The organism is Variovorax sp. GW821-FHT09D05, assembly GCF_059416325.1.
In genome coordinates this window covers 79,555-101,872 of sequence record NZ_JBWKOZ010000007.1, presented here as the reverse complement: position 1 = coordinate 101,872, position 22,318 = coordinate 79,555, and the positions used below count along the sequence as shown (strand labels likewise).

Here is a 22,318-nt window from a genome sequence, read left to right as displayed (position 1 = left end):
TTCTCTGAGATCATCCGGCGGATGAAGACGCCGCCGGACCATCGCTCGCAGGTCTTTGGAACGCCCTGGGAGGGCGTCCACGGCACCGCGATGGACAGTGCCCGCCACTACGGCCGGCACTGGCATTCGACCTACGGCGTCGGCCTGCTCGACCATGGCGCGCAAAGCTCGGCCAGCGGCCGCGGCAAGGTCGATGCCTATGCGGGCGATCTGATCACCACCAATCCCGGGGAAGTGCACGACGGCCGGCCGCTCGGCGGGCCGTCGCGGCGTTGGCGCATGGTGTATCTCGACGCGGCAGTGATGGCGGGCATGCTGGGCGGCGCCGCGATGGACGGCAGCGTTGAATTCACACGGCCCGTGCTCAAGGACTTGCGGCTGGTCCAAACACTGCGCCGCCTGTTCACCCGTCTCGACGATTGGCGTAACTGCGCCGCGAGCGCCTCTGCAAGCGCCGAAGCCCTCGCCTGCGAAGAGTCGCTGGTCGAAGTCTGCGGCCTGCTGCTCGATGGCCATTCCACCGCCGTGCCGCAGCCCGAGATCGATGGCGACGTGCGGCTGGTGCGCGAGCGCCTCGCCGATGACCTGCTTGCCGCGCCCATGCTCGATGAGCTTGCAGCGATGGCCGGCCTCGGCAAGTTCCAGCTGCTGCGCCGCTTCCAGAAAGCCTACGGCGTGCCGCCCCACGCATGGCTTTTGCTGCAGCGCGCCGAACGCGCACGCGCCTTGATCCGCCGCGGCACGAGCCTCGCGGACACCGCCGCCGCAAGCGGCTTCGCGGACCAGAGCCACATGACGCGCATCTTCACGCGCCACTTCGGTTTCACGCCCGGCGCCTGGCAGCGGGCGTAGCGTTCAGCGCAGCACGCGGATCAACTCGTCGTACACCAGCCGCACGCGCGCCGGCACAGGCGCCCGTTGCGAGCGGTAGACATAAATCGGCCACGGCTCGGGCGCCTCGGCCTCCAGCACCGACACCAGCGCGCCGCGCTCGATCCAGGGCTCGGCCAGCGAGCCGATCAACTGGGCGAAGCCCAGGCCTGCGAGCACCGCGGCGCACTCGGTGTCGAAGTCGTCGGTGACGAAGGCCGGCGAGGTCACGGCCAGCTGGCGCTCTTTGCGGAACATCATCGGCCAGGGCCGGCCCGACTTGCGGTCGATCAATGCGGTGAGCGGCAGCGAGGCCAGCGCCTCGATCTTCTTCGGCACGCCGGTACGCGCGATCAGCGAGGGCGCGGCCACCACGTGCAGCGCCATCCGGCCGACCGGCCGCGCGACGAAGCGGGCATCGCGCAGCGGGCCCACGCGCACGCCGATGTCGATCTGCTCGCCGACCACGTCGGCATGCGACTCCGAGACGCGCAGGTCGAGCACCAGGCCCGGGTGCGCGGCGAGCATCGGCGCCAGCGCCTGCGGGATGAGCTGGCGCCCGAAGATGCCCGGCGCCGTGACCCGCACCGTGCCCTGGTGCTGCGACAGTGCGCGGCGGTCGGTGCGATGGAAGAGTTCGTCGACTCCGCTCAGGGCAGTGCGCGCCCGCTCCGAGAGCTGCCGACCGAAGTCGGTGAGCTGCACGCCGCGCGTGCTGCGGTGGAAGAGGGGCTCGCCGAGCTCGTCTTCGAGCTCGCGCACCGCGCGCGTCACCACCTGCGGTGACACCGAAAGCCGCGCCGCCGCGTCGCGGAAGTTGGCGGCATCGGCGGCGGCGCAGAACACGCGCAGGGCTTCGAGACGATTGGACATGGTGTTGAGAGTTCCTTTCTGAGGAATTCTGAAGTCGCCAGAGTTTCATTTACGGGAACATGTGGATTTTCCACACTGGAGGCACTTCTTCCACACACCCGAAAGGAATTTCCCATGACATCCGTTCAAGACAACATCAAGGGCAAGGTCGCCATCGTTACCGGCGCGAGCAGCGGGCTCGGCGAATCGACGGCGCGTCACCTGGCTGCGCGCGGCGCAAAAGTGGTGCTCGCGGCCCGCCGCACCGACCGGCTCGACAAAGTCGTCGCCGAGATCCGCGAAGCCGGCGGCGAGGCCATCGCCGTGGCCACCGACGTGGCCAAGCGCGCCGACCTCGACAAGCTCGCAGCCGCCACCGTCGAGGCCTTCGGCCGCATCGACGTGCTGGTCAACAACGCGGGCGTGATGCCGCTGTCGCCCCTCGACAAGCTCAAGGTCGACGAGTGGGACCGCACCATCGACGTCAACATCAAGGGCGTGCTCTACGGTATTGCCGCCGTGCTGCCGCGCATGCAGGCGCAGGGCAGCGGGCACATCGTCAACGTCGCATCCATTGCCGGGCTGAAGGTGTTCACGCCCATCGGCACCGTCTACAGCGCAACCAAGCACGCGGTGCGCGCCATCTCCGAAGGCCTGCGCGTGGAAGTGGGCAACAGCGGCGTGCGCGTGACCATCGTGTCGCCCGGCGCGGTCGAGTCGGAGCTGAAGTTCGGCAGCAGCGATGCCGAGTCCGCTGCGGGCGTGAAGGCGTTCTACGACGCCAACCAGATCCCGTCCGATTCGGTGGCGCGCGCCATCGTCTACGCGGTGGAGCAGCCGGCGAACGTGGACATCAACGAAGTCGTGCTGCGGCCGGTGTCGCAGGAATTCTGAAGAGAGCTTCCGAGGGGTAGGGATGGGGCCGATTGCGCCCCGTCCCGCATCAATTAACCTTCAATACCTGAAGGTTTCTTGCGGGCGAAAGTGGTAAAGCCCTGCAAAATAGAACGACCGTTCGTTTTTGCATGGAAATTCCACGATGACCGCAGCAGCCGTTCCCGCCAAGCCCGTTCGCGCCGCCCAGAAGGGCCAGCAGACCAAGGCCGTCATCGTCGACGCCGCGCTGGCGCTAGCCGCGCAGATCGGGCTCGAGGGCCTGTCGATCGGTGCGGTGGCTGAAATCACCAAGATGAGCAAGTCGGGCGTGTTCGCCCACTTCGGCTCGCGCGAAGAACTGCAGATCTCGGTGGTGCGTGAATACCACGCACGCTTCGAGCAGGAAGTGTTCTTCCCCGCCCTGAAGGCGCCGCGCGGCCTGCCGCGCCTGCGCGCCATGTTCGCCAACTGGATGAAGCGCACCTCGACCGAAATCGACTCGGGCTGCATCTACATCAGCGGCGCTTCCGAATTCGACGACCGCCCAGGCCCGGTGCGCGATGCGCTGGTCGAGTCGGTCAGCATCTGGCAGGCGGCAGTGCTGCGCGCCATCGTGCAGTCGCAGAGCGAAGGCCATCTGCGCGCCGATGCCGACGAGCGCCAGGTGGCGTTCGAGATTCACGGCCTGATCCTCGCACTGCACTACGAAGCGCGCTTCCTGCAGGTGCCCGGCTCCATCGGCCGCGCCAACGTCGGCTTCGACAACATCCTCGCGCGCAGCGCCACGCCCGATGCGCCCAAGGCCGACACGGCTGCGCCGGCCGGCCGCCGCCTCAAGACCGTGCGCTGAAGAAGCGCGCGGCCTGCCCCGTTTTCGTTTTCCCCTTTTTCTTTTTTCTATCTAGCTTCGACCAGGAGAGTTCCGGATGCCTACCTACAACCCACCCGTGCGCGACATGCAGTTCGTGCTGCACGAAGTGCTCAACGTCGCCGAGGAACTCAAGGCGCTTCCGGCACATGCCGAGACCGATGCCGACACCATCAACGCGGTGATCGAAGAGGCCGGCAAGTTCGCCGCCGAAGTGACCTTCCCGCTCAACATCAGCGGCGATGAAGAGGGCTGCACGCTCGACAAGACCACGCATGAAGTGAAGACGCCCAAGGGCTTCAAGGACGCCTACGCCAAGTACATCGAAGGCGGCTGGCCCGCGCTGTCGTGCGACCCGGCCTTCGGCGGCCAGGGCCTGCCGTTCGTGGTGAACCAGTGCCTGTTCGAAATGCTCAACAGCGCCAACCAGGCCTGGACCATGTACCCCGGCCTCTCGCACGGCGCGTACGAGGCGCTGGCGGCCCACGGCACCGACGAGCAGAAGAAGACCTACCTGCCCAAGCTCACCAGCGGCGAATGGACCGGCACCATGTGCCTGACCGAGCCGCACTGCGGCACCGACCTCGGCCTGCTGCGCACCAAGGCCGAGCCGCAGGCGGACGGCACCTACCGCATCAGCGGCAGCAAGATCTTCATCTCGGCCGGCGAGCACGACATGACGAGCAACATCATTCACCTGGTGCTGGCCCGCCTGCCTGACGCGCCCAAGGGCAGCAAGGGCATCAGCCTGTTCGTGGTGCCGAAGTTCAAGGTCAAGGCCGACGGTTCGCTCGGCGAGCGCAACCCGATCTTCTGCGCCGGCCTGGAGCACAAGATGGGCATCCACGGCAACGCCACCGCGCAGATCGTGATTGAAGGCGCCACCGGCACGCTGGTGGGCGAGCCCAACAAGGGCCTGGCCGCGATGTTCGTGATGATGAACGCCGCGCGCCTGGGCGTGGGCAACCAGTCGCTGGGCCTGACCGAAGTGGCCTACCAGAACGCGCTGGCCTACGCCAAGGACCGCATCCAGATGCGTTCGCTCTCCGGCGTGAAGGCCAAGGACAAGGAAGCCGACCCCATCATCGTGCACCCCGACGTGCGCAAGATGCTGCTCACTGCCAAGGCCTATGCCGAAGGCGGCCGCGCGCTGCAAATTTTCTGCACGCTGCTGCTCGACAAGGAACACAACCACCCAGACGAGAAGGTGCGCAAGGACTCCGGCGAACTGGTCGCGCTGCTGACCCCCATCGTCAAGGCCTTCATCACCGACAACGGCCACGTTGCAACCAACGCCTGCATGCAGGTGTTCGGCGGCCACGGCTTCATCAAGGAATGGGGCATGGAGCAGTTCGTGCGCGACAACCGCATCAACATGATCTATGAAGGCACCAACACCATCCAGTCGCTGGACCTGCTGGGCCGCAAGGTGCTGGGCAACAACGGCGCCTCGCTGAAGAAGTTCGGCAAGCTGGTTGCGAAGCTGGTGGAAGAAGAGGGCGTCAACGAGAAGATGGCCGAGTTCATCAACCCGATCGCGATGCTGGGCGACCAGCTCACCAAGTTCACGACCGAGATCGGTTTCAAGGGCTTCCAGAACCCCGACGAAGTGGGCGCCGCTGCTGTCGACTACCTGCGCGTGGCTGGCCACTTCGTGTTCGGCTACCTGTTCGCCCGCATGGCGCAAGTGGCCCTGCGCGAAATCGCCGCCGGCAACACCGACCCGTTCTACGTCGCCAAGCTGCAGACCGCGCGCTTCTACTTCGCCAAGCTGTTCCCCGAGACTGCGACGCTGATGCGCACCGCGCGCGCCGGCAGCAAGGTGCTGATGGACACCGACGCGGCACTGGCCTGAAGCAAGCCCTTTGCCTTTTCCTTCACTTCGCCGGGAGACACGCATGAAGAAAACATTCGCCGCCGTTCTGTTCGCCGTCACCGCAGCCTCGGCCATGGCCCAGGTCACGCCGGTCGGCCTGTGGCGCAACGTTGACGACAAGACCGGTGAGGTCAAGGCCGAGATCCGCATCGATGAAACCAACGGTGCGCTGCTCGGCCGCATCGAAAAGGCACTGGGCAAGGACGCCAAGCCCGGCGCCACCTGCGACGAATGCAGCGACGACCGCAAGGGCAAGCCCATGGTGGGCCTGGACATCATCCGCGGCGGCAAGAAGGCCGAAGGCAAGGAAGTCTGGGAAGGCGGCAAGATCCTCGACCCCGAGAACGGCAAGGAATACCGCGCGAGCTACACGCCCGTCGACGGCGGCAAGAAGCTCGAAGTGCGCGGCTACCTCGGTCCCTTCTGGCGTACCCAAACCTGGAACCGCGTGCAGTAACAAGCCTGCGCGCAACCAATCCAAGAAATACCAAGCAACATGTCCCGATTTCAAGTGAAGAAGGTCGCCGTGCTCGGCGCCGGCGTGATGGGCGCGCAGATTGCGGCCCACCTCGTCAACGTGCGCGTGCCTGTCGTGCTGTTCGACCTGGCCGCAAAAGAAGGCCCGAAGAACGGCATCGTCACGCGCGCCATCGACAACCTCAAGAAGCTCAAGCCCGCGCCGCTCGGCGACGTGGCCGATGCGGGCCTGATCGAACAGGCCAACTACGAAGACGACCTTGCCAAGCTCGGCGAGTGCGACCTCATCATCGAAGCCATTGCCGAGCGCATGGACTGGAAGCTCGATCTCTACAAGAAGATCGCGCCCCACGTTGCCAAGCATTCGATCCTGGCCTCGAACACCTCGGGCCTGTCGATCACCAAGCTCAGCGAGGCACTGCCCGAAGCGCTGAAGCCGCGCTTCTGCGGCATTCACTTCTTCAACCCGCCGCGCTACATGTTCCTGGTGGAGCTGATCAACACGCCCACCACGCAGCCGCAGGTGCTCGACGACCTCGAAGCCTTCGTCACCAGCACGCTCGGCAAGGGCGTGGTGCGCGCGCACGACACGCCCAACTTCATCGCCAACCGTGTCGGCATCGCCGGCATGCTGGCCACGCTGAAGGAAGTCGAGAAGTTCGGCTTGACGCCCGACGTGGTGGACGACCTCACCGGCAAGAAGCTGGGCCGCGCGAGTTCGGGCACCTTCCGCACCGCCGACGTGGTGGGCCTCGACACGATGGCCCACGTCGTGAAGACGCTGCAGGACAACCTCAACGCCGAGACCGATCCGTTCTACGCCAACTTCGCGACGCCACCGGTGCTCGCCAAGCTGCTGGAGCTGGGCAACCTGGGCCAGAAGGCCAAGGCCGGCTTCTTCAAGAAGGTCGGCCGCGACATCCTTCGCTTCGACCTGAAGAGCGGCGAGTACGTGCCCGCCGGCGCCAAGGCCGACGAGGTGTATGGCCGCATGCTGAAGAAGCCCGCGGGCGAACGCCTGAAGCTGCTGCGCGAGAGCGAAGGACCGCAGGGCCAGTTCCTCTGGGCCATCTTGCGCGACGGCTTCCACTACGCCGCTGTGCACCTGGGCGACATCGCCGAGAGCGCACGCGACATCGACTTCGCCATGCGCTGGGGCTTCGGCATGAAGCAGGGCCCGTTCGAGCTCTGGCAAGAGGCCGGCTGGGCGCAGGTCGCCAAGTGGGTGCAGGAAGACATCGACGCCGGCAAGGCACTGAGCAGCGCGCCGCTGCCCAAGTGGGTGTTCGAAGGTCCGGTGGCCGAGGCCGGCGGCGTGCACACGCCCGAAGGCTCGTGGAGCGCATCGCAGAACAAGTTCGTGCCGCAGCGCAGGCTGCCGGTGCATGACCGCCAGCTGTTCCCCGAGAGCGTGCTCGGCGCGAACGCAGCCGATGCCAACACCGCCGGCACCACCATCAGCGACGAAGGCGACGTGCGCGTGTGGACGCTCGATGGCGAAGTGCTCATCGCCAGCATCCATTCGAAGATGCACGCTATCAGTCCCGACGTGGCCGAGTCGCTTGGCGCCGCGGTGGAGTTGGCCGAGGCCGACTACAAGGGCCTGGTGATCTGGTCGCCCGACGAAGTGTTCTCGGTCGGCGCCGACCTGCAGGCGATGCTGCCGGCCTTCGTGGTCGCGGGCATTGGTGCGGTCGAAGGTGCCGAGGAAGAGCTGCAGAACGTGATGCTCAAGATCCGCTACGCCAGCGTGCCGGTGATCTCGGCCGTGCGCGGCATGGCGCTGGGCGGCGGCTGCGAGCTGGCCGTGCATTCGGCCAAGCGCGTGGCGGCGATGGAAAGCTACATCGGCCTGGTCGAAGTCGGCGTGGGCCTGATCCCCGGCGCTGGCGGCCTGACTTACATCGCACGCCGTGCTGCGGAGAACGCAGCGGCCTCCACGGGTAGCGACCTGCTGCCGTTCCTCACCGAAGGCTTCACTGCTGCGGCGATGGCGAAGGTCGGCACCGGTGCGCTCGATTCGAAGAAGCTGGGTTACCTGCTCGATAGCGATGTGATCGTGCCGAACAAGGACGAGCTGCTGTACGTGGCGCTGCAGCAGGCCAAGGCCATGGCCGACGCCGGCTACCGCGCACCACTGCGCCGCACCTTCCGCGTGGCGGGCCGCAGCGGCGCCGCGACCATCAAGGGCCAGCTCGTGAACATGCGCGACGGCGGCTTCATCAGCGCGCACGACTTCCACATTGCCAGCCTGATCGCGAACGTGGTCACCGGCGGCGACGTGGACGCGGGCTCGCTCGTGACCGAGGAATACCTGATGACGCTGGAACGCAAGGCGTTCTGCTCGCTCATCGTGCATCCCAAGACGCAGGAGCGGATCATGGGGATGCTCAGCACCGGCAAGCCAGTGCGCAACTAAGGACAGATTTCATGAGCAAGCAAGTACAAGACGCCTACATCGTCTCCGCCACCCGCACCCCCATCGGCAAGTCGCACCGCGGCTACTTCCGCAACTACCGTCCTGACGACCTGCTGGCCACCACGCTGCGCGCGGCGCTGGCCGCCGTGCCCAGCCTCGACCCGAAGGCCATCGAAGACATCATCTGCGGCTGCGCGATTCCCGAATCGCAGCAGGGCCTGAACGTCGCGCGCATCGGCGCGGTGCTGGCAGGCCTGCCGACCAGTGTCGGCGGCATCACCGTCAACCGCTTCTGCGCTTCGGGCCTGTCGGCTGTGCAGATGGCTGCTGACCGTATCCGCGTTGGCGAGGCCGACGTGATGATCGCAGCCGGTGTCGAAAGCATGAGCATGGTGCCGATGATGGGAAACTCGCCCTCGCTGTCGCCCTCGATCTTCGAGCGCGAAGGCGACGTGGGCATTGCCTACGGCATGGGCCTCACGGCCGAGAAGGTCGCGCAGCAGTGGAAGGTGAGCCGCCAGGCGCAGGACGAGTTCGCGCTCGCCTCGCACCAGAAGGCGCTGGCCGCGCAGAAGGCCGGCAAGTTCGCCGACGAGATCACGCCCATCGAAGTGACCGACCGCACGCCGAACCTGGAGACCGGCGAGTCGATTGCCAAGACTCGCACCGTGAACCTCGACGAAGGCGCGCGCCCCGACACCAGCATCGAAGGCCTCGCCAAGCTGCGCACCGTGTTCGCCGCGCGCGGCACGGTCACGGCCGGCAACAGCTCGCAGACCTCGGACGGCGCGGGCGCGCTGATCCTGGCGAGCGAAAAGGCCGTGAAGCAGTACGGCCTCACGCCGCTCGCACGCTTCGTGAGCTTCGCCAGCAAGGGCGTGCCGCCGCACATCATGGGCATCGGCCCGATCGAGGCGATTCCGGCCGCGCTGCGCTATGCCGGCCTGAAGCACGAGGACATCGACTGGTTCGAGCTGAACGAAGCCTTTGCCGCGCAGTCGCTGGCCGTCATCAACACGCTGGGCCTCGATCCGTCGAAGGTCAATCCGATGGGCGGCGCGATTGCGCTGGGCCATCCGCTCGGCGCTACAGGCGCCATCCGCTCGGCGACCGTGGTGCATGCGCTGCGCCGCGAGAACCTGAAGTACGGCATGGTCACGATGTGCGTGGGCATGGGCCAGGGCGCTGCCGGGATCTTCGAAAGGGTTTGAGCAAACCCCCAGGCTTCGCGCACTTCGTGTCGCTGCGCCAACCCCCTTGCAGGGGGCAACACCTGCGGCCCGGCAAAGCCGGTTCCGCGGTGTTCCGCGAATGGACCGTGACCGTTCTGGAGAAACGAGCATGCAACAGGAAGTTCTGAAGGTCGACGGCGGCGCACAGCAACTGGCGGTACGCCGCTACGAGCCCGCCGGCGCACCGCGCGCCAGCATCGTGATCGGCGGCGCAATGGGCGTGCGCCAGTCGTTCTACGAACCCTTCGCGCAGTGGCTTGCAGAACAGCAGGGCCTGCGCGTCTGGACCTTCGACTACCGGGGCTCGGGCGATTCGCGCGGCGATGCGTCGCTGCGCGGCTTCAAGGCCGACCTGTTCGACTGGGCGCGCGACTATGAAGCGGTGATCGATGCCGCCAAGGCCGCACTGCCTGACCAGCCGCTCTACCTGCTGGGTCACAGCCTTGGTGCGCAGTTGCCGGGCTTCCTGCAGCGCCCGGAACAAGTCGACGGCCTCGTCAGCATCGCGGCCGGCAGCGGCTACTGGCGCGAGAACGCGCCGAAGCTCAGGCGCAGCATCCTCTACTTCTGGTTCGTGCTCGTGCCGCTGGTCACGCGACTGTTCGGCTACTTTCCGGGCCGCAAGCTGAAGAAGGTCGGCGACCTGCCGCGCGGCGTGATCCTGCAATGGCGGCGCTGGTGCCTCAACCCGCGCTACAGCGTGGGTGCCGAGGGCGAGCTTGCATCGCAGAGCTACGGACGCGTGCGCTTCCCGGTGCTCGCGCTGTCGATCACCGACGACGAACTCATGACGCTCGCCGGCACCGAAAGCCTGGTGAGCTTCTATGCCGGCGCGCCGAGCGCGGTCGAGCGCATCGCGCCGGCGGACGTGCAGGCCCGGCGCATCGGCCACTTCGGCTTCTTCCGCGAGCAGTTCAGCCAGAGCCTGTGGCCGAGCACGATCGACAAGCTGCACCGGCTGGCTGCGTTGACCGAACGTACTGCGGTGCAGCACGCCAACGTCCCGCACACGACTGCGTGACGCCATCCTCCGGAGGCACACTGCCGATCATGACGACCACGCAGCACCCCTTCGACAAAGCCCTGACGATCCACCACAGCGACATCCGCGTGGGGCACTTCACCGGCATGACCAGCCCCGACTACTGGAACATGGTCGGGCCCTTTGGCGGCACCACTGCGGCCCTGGTGCTGCAGTCGGTGATGCAGCACCCCGACGTGCTGGGCACGCCCATCGCGCTCACCGTCAACTACGCGGCGGCGATCGAAGCCGGCGCGTTCGACATCCAGGCCACTGCCGTGCGCACCAACCGCTCGACGCAGCACTGGACGGTGCAGATCACGCAGGCCGGCCCCAGCGGTGCGCCCAACATGACGACCACCGCCACCGTGGTGACGGGCGCGCGCCGCGACACCTGGGGCGAGAGCGACATGCCGATGCCCGAGGCGCCAAGGCCCGAGACGGTCGACCGCATGAGCATCGGCCCGTCCGGCGTGGCGTGGATCAACCAGTACGAGATGCGCCCCTTCAGCGGCGGCATTCCCGCGAAGTGGGACGAGAGCCTGCACCACAGCGAAACCCGCATCTGGCTGCGCGACGCACAGCCACGGCCGCTCGACTTCGCCTCGCTCGCCGCGATGAGCGACATGTTCTATCCGCGCGTGTGGCTGCGCCGCGCGAAGCACGTGCCCGCGGGCACGGTGTCGATCACTACCTACTTCCACGTCGGGCCGGCGCAGCTGGCCGAGGTCGGCACGGGCTATCTCCTGGGCCGCGCGGCGGGGCAGCAGTTCTTCAACGGCTTCTTCGACCAGGCGGCGCATCTGTGGAGCGAGAACGGCGTGCTGCTGGCTACCTCGAACCAGATCGTCTACTACAAGGAATAAAGAGACATGACCACCCTGCAGAAAGCCGCACTCGTCGTCGGTGCCGGCGATGCCACTGGCGGTGCCATTGCCCGCCGTTTCGCGCGCGAAGGTTTTGCCACCTGCGTCACGCGCCGCAGCCTCGACAAGCTGCAGCCGCTGGTCGCGCAGATCGAGGCCGACGGCGGCCGTGCGCACGCCTTCGCCTGTGATGCGCGCAAGGAAGAGGAGGTGGTCGCGCTCGTCGAGCAGATCGAATCGACCATCGGGCCGATCGAGGTGATGGTGTTCAACATCGGCGCCAACGTGCCCGAGAGCATCCTGAACGAGACCGCACGCAAGTACTTCAAGGTGTGGGAGATGGCCTGCTTCTCGGGCTTTCTCAATGGACGCGAAGTGGCGAAGCGGATGGTGGCGCGCGAACTGCCGAAGGGCGGGCATCGCGGCACGATCATCTTCACGGGTGCGACGGCATCACTGCGTGGAGCGGCCAACTTCGGCGCTTTTTCGGGCGCGAAGATGGCTTTGCGTGCGCTCGCACAGTCAATGGCACGCGAGCTTGGGCCACAGGGCATTCACGTTGCGCACGTTGTGGTCGATGGCGCTATCGACACTGAATTCATCCGCAGCAATTTCCCCGAGCGCTATGCGTTGAAGGAGAGCGACGGCATCCTGAACCCGGAGCACATTGCCGACAGCTACTGGATGCTGCATTCGCAGCCTCGTGACGCGTGGACGCACGAACTCGACCTGCGGCCGTGGTCCGAGAAATTCTGAGAGAAGGAGACAACCCCATGGCGAAATCCGTCGACTTCTATTTCGACTTCGGCAGCCCCGCCGCCTACCTGGCGGCAACGCAGTTGCCGCACATCTGCGCCGACACAGGCGCCGAGCTGGTGTGGAAACCCATGCTGCTGGGCGGCGTGTTCCAGGCCACCGGCAATCATTCGCCCGCCGAGATCAAGCCCAAGGCCCCGTACATGACGACCGACCTGAAGCGCTTTGCCAAGCGCTACGGCGTGCCCTTCGTGCACAACCCCCACTTCCCGATCAACACGCTGCTGCTGATGCGCGGCGCCACGGGCGTCCAGATGAAGGAGCCGGCGCGTTTCGATGCGTACGTCGATGCGGTTTTCCACGCGATGTGGGTCGATCCGAAGAACCTCAACGACCCGGCAACCGTCGGTGCCGTCTTGCAAAATGCGGGCTTCGACGCCGCGGGCCTGCTTGCGCTGGCCGGTGCTCAGGAAACCAAGGACCGCCTCAAGGCCGTCACGCAGGAAGCCGTGGAGCGCGGCGTGTTCGGCGCTCCCACCATGTTCGTCGGCAGCGAGATGTTCTGGGGGCAAGACCGCCTCGATTTCGTTCGCGAAGCCCTTTGCGCCTGACCGCGGCGCCAATCTTTTTCATCCAAGGACTACCACCCATGAGCGACATCCTCGTCCACACCGAAGCCGGTGTGATGACCATCACCTTCAACCGCGTCGACAAGAAGAACTCCATCACCAGCGCCATGTATGCCGAGCTGGCCGACGCGCTGGCTACAGCCGAAAGCGAAGCGGCCGTGCGCTGCGTGCTGATCCAGGGCGACCCGACGATCTTCAGCGCAGGCAACGACATCGGCGACTTCCTCAACGGCCCGCCGTCGACGGAAGAGTCGCCGGTGTTCCGCTTCCTGCGCGGCATCGCGACCTTCCCCAAGCCGATCGTTGCGGCTGTGTGCGGCCCGGCTGTGGGCATCGGCACCACGATGCTGTTCCATTGCGACCTCGTCTATGCGGGTGACAACGCCGCTTTCTCGATGCCCTTCGTGAACCTTGGCCTGTGCCCCGAGGCAGCGTCGAGCCTGCTGGTGCCGCAGATGCTGGGCTACCACCGCGCGGCCGAGGCGCTGCTGCTCGGCGAACCCTTCATGGCGGAGGCCGCGCTCGAAGTGGGCCTGGTCAACCGCGTGGTGCCGCCGACCGAAGCGAACGCCATCGCGCAGACGCAGGCTCGCAAGCTGGCCGCCAAGCCGCTGAGTGCGCTGGTGGAAACCAAGCGTCTGCTGAAGAAGGCGCAGATGCCCGCCGTGCTCGAACGCATGGGTGAGGAGGGCGCGAGCTTCGGTCGCATGCTGCGCGAGCCGGCGGCACGCGAGGCTTTCGGTGCTTTCATGGAGAAACGCAAGCCGGACTTCTCCAAGGTCTGATGCGTTTTCGGGGCTTGCACGCGTACACTGGCCGCCGTGCAAGTTTCAGAGACAAGAACGCTCACAACGCCCGTCCAGCGGGCGAATGATGCTACTGAAAAAGTAGCAATCGACTTCACGCGCCGGCGTACTTTCGGCTTGCTGGCGGGTGCCTTGGCAGCGCCTTCGCTGGCCTTGGCGCGTGTGCGACCGCTGCGCATCGGCGTCATCGGCTCATGGTCCGGCCCTTACGCGGGCGGCGGGCGGCAGTTCGATGCCGGCATGGCCGTCTGGCTGGCGGCGCACAACCAGAACATCGCTGGCCGGCCGGTCGAGCTGCTGCGGCGCGATGTACCCGGCAGCGCGCCCGAGCAGGCACGCCGCCATGCGCAAGACCTCGTCGAAAGCGAGCGCGTCGACATGCTGGCGGGCCTGGATTTCAGCTCCAACGCCTACGCCGTCGGTACCGTCGCCACGCAGGCCAGGCTGCCCCTGGTGGTGATGAATGCTGCCTCTTCGGGCATCACGGCGCGCTGCCCGTTTGCGGTACGGGTGTCCTTCACCATCGGCCAGGTCACGCTGCCGCTGGCGCGATGGGCGCTCCAGCAGGGGTTGCGCGACGTCTGCACCGTGGTGGCCGACTACGCCTCGGGCGTCGATGCCGAAAGCGCCTTTGTCTCGGGCATCACCGCGGGCGGCGGCCGGGTCGGCGCGATGCTGCGGGTGCCGCTGAACACGCTCGACTACTCGGCCTACATGCTGCGGCTGCGCGAACTCAAGCCGCAGGCGGTGTTCTTCTTCCTGCCCTCGGGGCAGATGCCGGCCACCTTCCTCAAGTTCTGGCGCGACCGTGGCATGGCCGACACGGGCATCCGCCTGCTGGCCACCGGCGACGCCACCGACGACCACTACCTGGAAGGCATCGGGGAGCTGGCCGATGGTCTCGTCACCAGCCACCACTATTCGTTCGCCCACGAATCGCCGGCCAACCGCCGCTTCACGGGCATCTTCGAGACGGAGTACGGCAGCCATCTGCGCCCGGGGTATTTCGCGGTCGCGGCCCACGATGCGCTTGCCGCCATCGATGCGGCGATGAGCTCGCCCGTGGCGCGCGGCGGCGTGGTCGGGGAGCGGCTGGTGGATGCGTTCCGGGGCGTGAAGCTCGACAGCCCGCGCGGCCCGGTAGAGATTGACGCCCACACCCGGGACATCGTGCAGACCGTGTACATCCGCCGCGTCGAGCGGCGCGACGGGCGCTGGGTCAACCGCGAATTCGAACGCTTCGAGCGCGTGCGCGACCCGGGCGTCTGAGCCCGGGGGCGTTGCTCAGGGCTGCTGTTCGATGGGCCGTGGGCGGCCGTTGTCGTCGATGGCCACATAGGTGAACGTGGCCTGCGTCACCTTGATGTATTCGCCCTGCGCCCGGAAGCGCTCGGCAAACACCTCGACCGTCACCGTGACCGAGGTGCGCCCGATGCGCACCAGCTTCGAATAGAACGACAGGATGTCGCCCAGCCGCACCGGCTGCTTGAAGATGAATTCGTTCACCGCCACCGTGGCCTGGCGGCCCTTGGCGTAGCGCGCGGGGATCACCGAGCCGGCCAGGTCGCACTGCGCCATGACCCAGCCGCCGAAGATGTCGCCGTTGGCGTTGCAGTCGGCCGGCATCGGAATGACCTTGAGCACCAGCTCCATGTCGGTGGGCAGGCTCTTGAGGATGGCGGCAGCGGCAGCGCTGGAAGTATCTGACATGGGCACAATCTGGAACAAACAAGCAACCACGATTGTCTCCCATGCGCCGCAGCGGCGAAGCCCTTCCCCCCTCCCACTCCGTCTCCGGCCACCCGCCGGAGCGCAGCGACCGTTCCGACTGGGCGACGCTGCGCCGCCTGTTTCCCTACCTCTGGCAGTACAAGTGGCGGGTGGCCGCGGCGCTGGCCTTCATGGTGGGCGCCAAGGTGGCCAACGTCGGCGTGCCGGTGCTGCTGAAGAACCTGGTCGACACGATGACGCCCAAGCCGGACATGGCGCAGGCGCTGCTCATCGTGCCCATCGGCCTGCTGCTGGCTTACGGCCTGCTGCGTTTCTCGACCTCGCTGTTCGGCGAACTGCGCGAGCTGATCTTCGCCAAGGCCACCGAAGGCACGGCCCGGCAGATCGCGCTGGAGGTGTTCCGTCACCTGCACGCGCTGAGCCTGCGTTTCCACCTGGAGCGCCAGACCGGCGGCATGACGCGCGACATCGAGCGCGGCACGCGCGGCGTGCACTCGCTCATCTCGATGTCGCTCTACAGCATCGTGCCGACCATCATCGAGCTGGTGCTGGTGCTCACCATCCTGGGCGTGAAGTTCGATTCGCTGTTCGTCTGGATCACGGCGGCGGCGCTGGTGCTGTACATCACCTTCACCGTGACGGTGACCGAGTGGCGCACGCAGTTCCGCAAGACCATGAACGAGCTCGACTCGGTGGCGCAGAGCCGCGCGGTCGATTCGCTGCTGAACTACGAAACCGTCAAGTACTTCAACAACGAAGACTTCGAGGCCGGCCGCTACGACGCCAGCCTCGACCGCTATCGCAAGGCCGCCATCAAGAGCCAGCGCACGCTGAGCATGCTCAACACCGGGCAGCAACTTCTGATTGCAGTGAGCCTGGTGCTGATGCTGTGGCGCGCCACCTCGGGCGTGGTCGAAGGGCGCATGACGCTGGGCGACCTGGTGATGGTCAACGCCTTCATGATCCAGCTCTACATTCCGCTGAACTTCCTGGGCGTGATCTACCGCGAGATCAAGCAGAGCCTGACCGACCTCGACAAGATGTTCGTGCTGATGGAAAAAGAGCGCGAGGTGCGCGATGCGCCGGGCGCGCAGCCGCTGGCCGGCGCCGACGCCACCGTGCGCTTCGAGGACGTGAGCTTTGCCTACGAGGCCGCGCGCCCGATCCTCAAGCACGTGAGCTTCGAGATTCCCGCCGGCAAGACGGTGGCGGTGGTCGGGCCCTCGGGCTCGGGAAAGTCCACGCTCGCGCGGCTGCTGTACCGCTTCTACGACGTGCAGCACGGCCGCATCACCATCGGCGGGGAAGACATCCGCGAAGTGACCCAGTCAAGCGTGCGCCGCGCCATCGGCATCGTCCCGCAGGACACGGTGCTGTTCAACGACACGGTCGAATACAACATCGCCTACGGCCGCCCGGGGGCGAGCCGCGAAGAAGTGGAGGCCGCCGCACGCGCCGCGCGCATCCACGACTTCATCGTGGCCACGCCCAAGGGCTATGAAACGACCGTGGGCGAGCGCGGCCTCAAGCTATCTGGCGGCGAGAAGCAGCGCGTGGCCATTGCACGCACACTGCTGAAGAACCCTCCGATCGTGATCTTCGATGAGGCCACCTCGGCGCTCGACTCGGCCAACGAGCGCGCCATCCAGTCCGAGCTGAAGAGCGCCGCGCAGGACAAGACCACGCTGGTCATCGCGCACCGCCTGTCGACGGTGGTCGACGCGCACGAGATCCTGGTGCTGGAGTCGGGCGTGATCGTCGAGCGCGGCACGCATGCCGAGCTGCTCGCGAAGCAGGGCCGCTACGCCCAGATGTGGGCTTTGCAGAAGAGCGAAGCAACTCCATTGATGTAGCGCGATCATCCATTCCTTTTTATCGATCTCAGGAGTTCAGACGTGTCGACCAAGATTCCCCTGCTGGTGCTCAGCGGCCTCTCGAGTGCCCACCAGGCCCAGATTGCCGAGGTCTATGACATGACCTACGCCTTCGACCCCGCCCTGCGCGCGGCCGCCATCGCCGAGCACGGCAAGAAGTTTCGCGCGGTGCTGACCATAGGCGTCATCGGCATCACGCCCGAGGAAATCGCGGCGATGCCGGCGCTGGAGCTGATCTGCTGCATGGGCGCGGGCTACGAAGGCGTGCCGCTTGAAGTGACGCGCGCTCGCGGCATCGCGACGGCCAACGGCGCGGGCACCAACGACGACTGCGTGGCCGACCACGCCTTCGGCCTGCTGATCAGCATCGTGCGCGAGTTCCGCAAGCTCGACCGGTTGTGCCGCGAAGGCGTGTGGCGCGAAGCCATTCCGCAGCCGCCGAACGTGTCGGGCAAGAAGCTGGGCATCCTGGGGCTGGGCACCATCGGCCAGAAGATCGCGAAGCGGGCGGCGGCCTTCGACATGGAGGTCGGCTATCACAACCGCAAGCCGCGCGAAGGCGCAACGCAGCGCTACTTCGACGACCTGAAGTCGCTGGCCGCGTGGGCCGACTTCCTGGTGCTGGCCGCACCGGGCGGGCCCGCGACCAAGCATCTGGTCAATGCCGAAGTGCTCGACGCGCTGGGGCCGCAGGGCTACCTGGTGAGCATCGGGCGCGGCAGCGTGGTCGACACCGAGGCGCTGGCGGCCGCATTGCGCGAGAACCGCATCGCCGGGGCCGGCGTCGACGTGTACGAGAGCGAGCCGAAGCGGCCCGAGCCGCTGGTCGGCCTCGACAACGTGCTGCTGACGCCGCACATGGCCGGCTGGTCGCCCGAGGCGACGCAGAAGTCGGTGGACCATTTCCTCGCGAATGCCGAAGGGCACTTCGCGGGGCGCGGCGTGTTGACGCCGATCTGAGGCCTCAGCCCAACGCGGAGGGGCGGTACGCCGCCCAGCCGCAGGCCTGGTCATAGGCATGCCCGAGCCGCAGCACGTCGAGGTCCGCATGGATCGGCCCCGCCAGCTGCAGCCCCATCGGCAGCCCGCCTTCGCCGAAGCCGGCGCGCACATTCAGCGTCGGCAGCCCTGCCAGCGTGAACGGCGTGACGATCTCCATCCAGCGGTGGTACGTGTCGCTCTTCACACCGTTCACCTCGGCAGGCCAGTGCAACTCGGCATCGAACGGAAACACCTGCGCCGTCGGTGCCAGCACGAAGTCGAAACGTTCGAACAGCTTCAGGAACGCGCGGTACACGTTCGAGCGGTACACCGATGCCTGGTACAGCGAAGCCGCATCGAGGTGCCGGCTCTGCTCGATTTCCCATTGGGCCTCGGGCTTGAGCTGCCCGAACAGCTTCGGGTCGCTGAGGTAGGCGCCGAGCTTGCCGCCCACCAGCAGTTGCCTCAACCGCAGCCACGCGCTCCAGTTGTGCTCGCGCGGCACGTCGAGCGTGCAGGGCTCGACTTCGCAGCCGATGGTGCGGAAGGTGCCGAGCGCCTTCTCACCCAGCTCGCGGATGCCGGGGGCCAGCGGCAGGTCGGGCCAGATGCTGCCGAGCCAGCCGATGCGCAGACCCTTGCCGTCGCCGTCCAGCTGCAGCGCGTCGGGCGAGGGCAGGGCGTGCGGCGACGACAGCGGCACGCGCGTGTCGAAGCCCGCCTGCACGGCCAGCAGCCGCGCCGCGTCTTCCACCGTGCGCGCCATCGGGCCTTCGCAGCCCAGTTGCTGGAAGAACAGTTCCTCGTCGGGGTTGCCCGGCACGCGCCCGCGCGATGGCCGCATGCCGATCACGTTGTTGAAGGCGGCCGGGTTGCGCAGCGATCCCATCATGTCGCTGCCGTCCGCCACGGGCAGCATGCCCAGGGCCAGCGCCACGGCCGCACCGCCGCTGCTGCCGCCCGCGCTGCGCTCGGGTGCATAGGCGTTGCGCGTGATGCCGAACACCGTGTTGTAGGTGTGCGAGCCGAGCCCGAACTCGGGCGTGTTGGTCTTGCCGATGACAACGGCGCCGGCCGCCCTGGCGCGGGCCACGTGCAGGCTGTCGGTGCGCGCCGGCGAATGCGGTGACAGCGGCGAGCCCATCGAGGTCGGCAGGCCGGCGGCATGGCTCAGGTCTTTCACTGCCAGCGGAAAGCCATGCATCCAGCCGCGCCGGTCGCCTCGCGCCAGCTCGGTGTCGCGTTCATCGGCCTCGACCAGCAATTGCGCCGGATCGCGCAGCGACACGATGGCGTTGAAGCGCGGGTTCAGCGCCTCGATGCGGGCCAGCGAGGCCTGCATCACCTCGCGGCAAGACACGTCGCGCGCGGCGATGCGGCGGGAGAGTTCGGTGGCGCTGAGTTCGAGCAGGTCGGCTGAAGGCATGGCGAGTGCGGGAAAAGGAGGGGGCGCCCAGTATGGCGCGGCGCTCGCATAATCGCCGCGTATGGAAACCAAGTGGCTCGAAGACTTCATCAGTTTGGCGGAAACCCGCAGCTTCAGCCGCTCGGCTCAATTGAGGCATGTGACCCAGCCGGCGTTTTCCCGCCGCATCCAGGCGCTCGAAGGCTGGGCCGGCACCGACCTGGTAGACCGCAGCTCCTACCCCACACGGCTCACGCCAGCGGGCCAGACGCTCTACAGCCAGGCCATCGAGATGCTGCAATCGCTGCAGAGCACCCGCGCCATGCTGCGCGGGCACTCGGCCGCCGGGCAGGATGTGATCGAGATCGCCGTGCCGCACACGCTGGCCTTCACCTTCTTCCCCTCGTGGGTGACCAGCCTGCGCGAGCACTTCGGGCCGATCAAGAGCCGCCTCATCGCGCTCAACGTGCACGACGCGGTGCTGCGGCTGGTCGAAGGCAGCTGCGACCTGCTGATCGCCTACCACCACCCCTCGCAGCCGCTGCAGCTCGATGCCAACAAGTACGAGATGGTCAGTCTCGGCGAGGAAACCGTGGCCCCCTGGGTCAAGGCCGATGCCGAAGGCGCGCCGCGCTACCGGCTGCCGGGGCGTCCCGGCCAGCCGCTGCCCTACCTGGGCTATGCGCCCGGCGCCTACCTGGGCCGCGTGGTCGACCAGCTGCTGAAGGAGTCGGGCACTGCCATCCACCTCGACCGCGTTTACGAGACCGACATGGCCGAGGGCCTGAAGGTCATGGCGCTCGAAGGCCACGGCATCGCCTTCCTGCCGCAGAGCGCGGTGCGCAAGGAGATCAAGGCGCGCAAGCTCGTGAGCGCGCTGCCGCCCGAAATCGACAGCCTCGAGGCGACCATGGAAATCCGCGCCTACCGCGAGCGGCCCGGTGCGCCGGTGCCGGTCAAGGCCGGCGCCAGCCGTGCCGCCAGCAAGGCCGCGGCCGCTGACAGCCTGCAACCCAAACGCACCGCCGATGCGCTATGGTCTTACCTGGTCGGCACCCAGCCGCACCGCTGACAACGGAGATTTGTGCACCGCACAATCTATAAATGCCGCGCATAGGACTCCCCGCAAACGGCATTGGCGCCCCGAACCCGGCGCCTCTACAGTCGCGGCTGCTTTTAGTCGCTGTCACAGCAACATCTCCGGCACGCGCCCTGCGCGTGCTTTTTTTTAAGCCGAGGAACCTGTATGAGCCCCAATTTCAGGACTGAACACGACTTCCTCGGCGACAAGCAGATCCCTGCCGTCGCCTACTGGGGCGTGCACACGGCGCGTGCGGTCGAGAACTTCCCCATCTCCGGCACGCGCATCTCGGCCATGCCCGACCTGGTGCGAGCGCTGGCCTACGTGAAGAAGGCCGCCACGCGCGCCAATGCCGACCTCGGCGCCATCGACCGCGACCGCGCGGCGGCCATCATCCTGGCCTGCGAGGACATCATCGACGGCAAGCTGCTCGACGAGTTCGTGGTCGACGTCATCCAGGGCGGCGCGGGCACCTCGACCAACATGAACGCCAACGAGGTCATCTGCAACCTCGCGCTCGAAAAGCTGGGCCACGAGAAGGCGCGCTACGACGTGCTGCATCCCAACGACCACGTCAACGCCTCGCAGAGCACCAACGACGTGTACCCCACGGCAGTGCGGCTGGCGCTGTGGTTCGCCATCGGCCGGCTGCTCGAATCGATGGCCACCCTGCGTCGCAGCTTCGAGGCCAAGGCGCTCGAGTTCAAGGACATCCTCAAGATCGGCCGCACCCAGCTGCAAGACGCGGTGCCGATGACGCTGGGCCAGGAGTTCCTGACCTACGCGATCATGATCGGGGAAGACGAGGCCCGCCTTGGCGAGGCCCGCGCGCTCATCGAAGAAATCAACCTCGGCGCCACCGCCATCGGCACCGGCATCAACGCGCCGCACGGCTACGCGAACCTGGCCTGCCAGTACCTCGCCGAGCAGACCGGCGTGCCGCTCAAGCAGGCGGCCAACCTCATCGAGGCCACGCAGGACACGGGCGCCTTCGTGCAGCTGTCGGGCGTGCTCAAGCGCGTGGCGACCAAGCTCAGCAAGACCTGCAACGACCTGCGCCTGCTGTCCAGCGGCCCGCAGGCCGGCTTCGGCGAAATCCGGCTGCCGGCGCGGCAGGCGGGCTCGTCGATCATGCCGGGCAAGGTCAATCCGGTGATTCCGGAAGTCATGAACCAGGTGGCCTTCGAGGTCATCGGCAACGACGTCACCGTGACGATGGCCTCCGAGGCCGGCCAGCTGCAGCTCAACGCCTTCGAGCCGATCATGGGCTGGAGCCTGTTCAAGAGCATCCAGCACCTGAGCCGGGCCTGCATCACGCTGCAGGTGAACTGCGTCGACGGCATCGAGGCCAACCGCGAGTTCCTTGCGAAGAGGGTGCGCGAATCGGTCACGCTGGTCACGGCGCTCAACCCGCTCATCGGCTACGAAAAGGCCGCGCTCATCGCCAAGACCGCGCTCGCCACCGGCGGGCCGATCGACCTGGTGGCCGAATCGCTGGGCATCATGACGCGCGCCGAGATGGAGGCCCTGCTCGTGCCCGAGAACCTGACGCAGCCGGTGCGCCTGTCGGCCGCACCGGTTCCGCCGGCTGCCGAGCCTTCGGGCCAGGCTTCGGGCATAAAGGCTGCTTAGTGAAAGTCGGACAATGCCAGGAGGCAGGATCGCACCAGGCTGGCGCTGCCATGCGCATGCCCGGTG

General features: G+C 66.9%; 20 protein-coding genes. 17 read left to right on the top strand and 3 right to left on the bottom strand.

What is annotated here, in order from left to right:
* Positions 1-21 precede the first annotated feature (21 nt).
* The gene (locus AC07O3_RS19880) at positions 22-852 is read left to right on the top strand and encodes an AraC family transcriptional regulator (RefSeq protein WP_495340125.1); all 831 of its coding nucleotides are present in this window, start codon (positions 22-24) and stop codon (positions 850-852) included.
* Positions 853-855: 3 nt separating this feature from the next.
* Here AC07O3_RS19880 and AC07O3_RS19875 read toward each other — a convergent pair whose 3' ends face one another.
* Positions 856-1,743, bottom strand: a complete 888-nt coding sequence (locus AC07O3_RS19875) for a LysR family transcriptional regulator (RefSeq protein WP_495340124.1) — start codon at positions 1,741-1,743, stop codon at positions 856-858.
* Between the two features lie 114 nt (positions 1,744-1,857).
* On the opposite strand from AC07O3_RS19875, the gene AC07O3_RS19870 reads away from it, so the two are divergent.
* From AC07O3_RS19870 to AC07O3_RS19815, 12 genes are all read left to right on the top strand, one after another.
* Complete coding sequence (locus tag AC07O3_RS19870; RefSeq protein WP_093057291.1) at positions 1,858-2,616, top strand: SDR family oxidoreductase; 759 nt, start codon at positions 1,858-1,860, stop codon at positions 2,614-2,616.
* A 145-nt stretch (positions 2,617-2,761) separates the two neighbouring features.
* Positions 2,762-3,448 (top strand): TetR/AcrR family transcriptional regulator, encoded by a 687-nt coding sequence (locus AC07O3_RS19865; protein WP_093057292.1) that lies wholly within the window; start codon positions 2,762-2,764, stop codon positions 3,446-3,448.
* Between the two features lie 76 nt (positions 3,449-3,524).
* A complete protein-coding gene (locus AC07O3_RS19860) occupies positions 3,525-5,321 on the top strand; it encodes an acyl-CoA dehydrogenase C-terminal domain-containing protein (protein WP_495340123.1) in 1,797 nt (598 codons plus the stop codon).
* Between the two features lie 43 nt (positions 5,322-5,364).
* Positions 5,365-5,799 (top strand): DUF2147 domain-containing protein, encoded by a 435-nt coding sequence (locus AC07O3_RS19855; RefSeq protein WP_093057294.1) that lies wholly within the window; start codon positions 5,365-5,367, stop codon positions 5,797-5,799.
* Positions 5,800-5,838: 39 nt separating this feature from the next.
* Positions 5,839-8,238 carry a 3-hydroxyacyl-CoA dehydrogenase/enoyl-CoA hydratase family protein gene (locus AC07O3_RS19850; protein WP_495340122.1) on the top strand — a complete coding sequence of 800 codons (2,400 nt, stop codon included), beginning with the start codon at positions 5,839-5,841 and terminating at the stop codon, positions 8,236-8,238.
* 11 nt (positions 8,239-8,249) lie between these two features.
* Positions 8,250-9,449 (top strand): acetyl-CoA C-acyltransferase, encoded by a 1,200-nt coding sequence (locus AC07O3_RS19845; protein ID WP_495340121.1) that lies wholly within the window; start codon positions 8,250-8,252, stop codon positions 9,447-9,449.
* A 130-nt stretch (positions 9,450-9,579) separates the two neighbouring features.
* A complete protein-coding gene (locus AC07O3_RS19840; protein ID WP_495340120.1) occupies positions 9,580-10,491 on the top strand; it encodes an alpha/beta hydrolase family protein in 912 nt (303 codons plus the stop codon).
* Between the two features lie 29 nt (positions 10,492-10,520).
* Complete coding sequence (locus AC07O3_RS19835) at positions 10,521-11,357, top strand: acyl-CoA thioesterase (protein WP_495340119.1); 837 nt, start codon at positions 10,521-10,523, stop codon at positions 11,355-11,357.
* Positions 11,358-11,363: 6 nt separating this feature from the next.
* A complete protein-coding gene (locus AC07O3_RS19830) occupies positions 11,364-12,113 on the top strand; it encodes an SDR family oxidoreductase (protein WP_495340118.1) in 750 nt (249 codons plus the stop codon).
* A gap of 17 nt (positions 12,114-12,130) precedes the next feature.
* Positions 12,131-12,724 carry a 2-hydroxychromene-2-carboxylate isomerase gene (locus tag AC07O3_RS19825; RefSeq protein WP_495340117.1) on the top strand — a complete coding sequence of 198 codons (594 nt, stop codon included), beginning with the start codon at positions 12,131-12,133 and terminating at the stop codon, positions 12,722-12,724.
* A gap of 38 nt (positions 12,725-12,762) precedes the next feature.
* Positions 12,763-13,527, top strand: coding sequence for an enoyl-CoA hydratase (locus AC07O3_RS19820; RefSeq protein ID WP_093057301.1), 765 nt, complete (start codon positions 12,763-12,765; stop codon positions 13,525-13,527).
* 183 nt (positions 13,528-13,710) lie between these two features.
* Entirely contained in the window at positions 13,711-14,817 is a 1,107-nt protein-coding gene (locus tag AC07O3_RS19815; RefSeq protein ID WP_093079425.1) for an ABC transporter substrate-binding protein, read from the top strand.
* A 15-nt stretch (positions 14,818-14,832) separates the two neighbouring features.
* On the opposite strand, the gene AC07O3_RS19810 is transcribed toward AC07O3_RS19815, so the two are convergent.
* Positions 14,833-15,258: an acyl-CoA thioesterase gene (locus AC07O3_RS19810; RefSeq protein WP_093057333.1), complete on the bottom strand. Its 426-nt coding sequence runs from the start codon at positions 15,256-15,258 to the stop codon at positions 14,833-14,835.
* A gap of 41 nt (positions 15,259-15,299) precedes the next feature.
* Between AC07O3_RS19810 and AC07O3_RS19805 the strand changes: the two genes are divergently transcribed.
* Complete coding sequence (locus AC07O3_RS19805; protein ID WP_495340116.1) at positions 15,300-17,132, top strand: ABCB family ABC transporter ATP-binding protein/permease; 1,833 nt, start codon at positions 15,300-15,302, stop codon at positions 17,130-17,132.
* Positions 17,133-17,174: 42 nt separating this feature from the next.
* The gene (locus tag AC07O3_RS19800; protein ID WP_093057303.1) at positions 17,175-18,113 is read left to right on the top strand and encodes a 2-hydroxyacid dehydrogenase; all 939 of its coding nucleotides are present in this window, start codon (positions 17,175-17,177) and stop codon (positions 18,111-18,113) included.
* Between the two features lie 4 nt (positions 18,114-18,117).
* On the opposite strand, the gene AC07O3_RS19795 is transcribed toward AC07O3_RS19800, so the two are convergent.
* On the bottom strand, positions 18,118-19,560 hold the full coding sequence (locus AC07O3_RS19795) for an amidase (RefSeq protein WP_495340115.1): 1,443 nt from the start codon (positions 19,558-19,560) through the stop codon (positions 18,118-18,120).
* A 61-nt stretch (positions 19,561-19,621) separates the two neighbouring features.
* On the opposite strand from AC07O3_RS19795, the gene AC07O3_RS19790 reads away from it, so the two are divergent.
* Positions 19,622-20,611, top strand: a complete 990-nt coding sequence (locus AC07O3_RS19790; protein WP_093057305.1) for a LysR substrate-binding domain-containing protein — start codon at positions 19,622-19,624, stop codon at positions 20,609-20,611.
* Between the two features lie 174 nt (positions 20,612-20,785).
* Positions 20,786-22,252, top strand: coding sequence for an aspartate ammonia-lyase (locus tag AC07O3_RS19785; protein ID WP_093057306.1), 1,467 nt, complete (start codon positions 20,786-20,788; stop codon positions 22,250-22,252).
* Positions 22,253-22,318 lie beyond the last annotated feature (66 nt).

Coding starts and splice junctions, on each gene's coding strand:
- AC07O3_RS19880 (WP_495340125.1), top strand. CDS start 22: ATGAAGACGCCGCCGGACCATCGCTCGCAGGTCTTTGGAACGCCCTGG.
- AC07O3_RS19875 (WP_495340124.1), bottom strand. CDS start 1,743: ATGTCCAATCGTCTCGAAGCCCTGCGCGTGTTCTGCGCCGCCGCCGAT.
- AC07O3_RS19870 (WP_093057291.1), top strand. CDS start 1,858: ATGACATCCGTTCAAGACAACATCAAGGGCAAGGTCGCCATCGTTACC.
- AC07O3_RS19865 (WP_093057292.1), top strand. CDS start 2,762: ATGACCGCAGCAGCCGTTCCCGCCAAGCCCGTTCGCGCCGCCCAGAAG.
- AC07O3_RS19860 (WP_495340123.1), top strand. CDS start 3,525: ATGCCTACCTACAACCCACCCGTGCGCGACATGCAGTTCGTGCTGCAC.
- AC07O3_RS19855 (WP_093057294.1), top strand. CDS start 5,365: ATGAAGAAAACATTCGCCGCCGTTCTGTTCGCCGTCACCGCAGCCTCG.
- AC07O3_RS19850 (WP_495340122.1), top strand. CDS start 5,839: ATGTCCCGATTTCAAGTGAAGAAGGTCGCCGTGCTCGGCGCCGGCGTG.
- AC07O3_RS19845 (WP_495340121.1), top strand. CDS start 8,250: ATGAGCAAGCAAGTACAAGACGCCTACATCGTCTCCGCCACCCGCACC.
- AC07O3_RS19840 (WP_495340120.1), top strand. CDS start 9,580: ATGCAACAGGAAGTTCTGAAGGTCGACGGCGGCGCACAGCAACTGGCG.
- AC07O3_RS19835 (WP_495340119.1), top strand. CDS start 10,521: ATGACGACCACGCAGCACCCCTTCGACAAAGCCCTGACGATCCACCAC.
- AC07O3_RS19830 (WP_495340118.1), top strand. CDS start 11,364: ATGACCACCCTGCAGAAAGCCGCACTCGTCGTCGGTGCCGGCGATGCC.
- AC07O3_RS19825 (WP_495340117.1), top strand. CDS start 12,131: ATGGCGAAATCCGTCGACTTCTATTTCGACTTCGGCAGCCCCGCCGCC.
- AC07O3_RS19820 (WP_093057301.1), top strand. CDS start 12,763: ATGAGCGACATCCTCGTCCACACCGAAGCCGGTGTGATGACCATCACC.
- AC07O3_RS19810 (WP_093057333.1), bottom strand. CDS start 15,258: ATGTCAGATACTTCCAGCGCTGCCGCTGCCGCCATCCTCAAGAGCCTG.
- AC07O3_RS19805 (WP_495340116.1), top strand. CDS start 15,300: ATGCGCCGCAGCGGCGAAGCCCTTCCCCCCTCCCACTCCGTCTCCGGC.
- AC07O3_RS19795 (WP_495340115.1), bottom strand. CDS start 19,560: ATGCCTTCAGCCGACCTGCTCGAACTCAGCGCCACCGAACTCTCCCGC.
- AC07O3_RS19790 (WP_093057305.1), top strand. CDS start 19,622: ATGGAAACCAAGTGGCTCGAAGACTTCATCAGTTTGGCGGAAACCCGC.
- AC07O3_RS19785 (WP_093057306.1), top strand. CDS start 20,786: ATGAGCCCCAATTTCAGGACTGAACACGACTTCCTCGGCGACAAGCAG.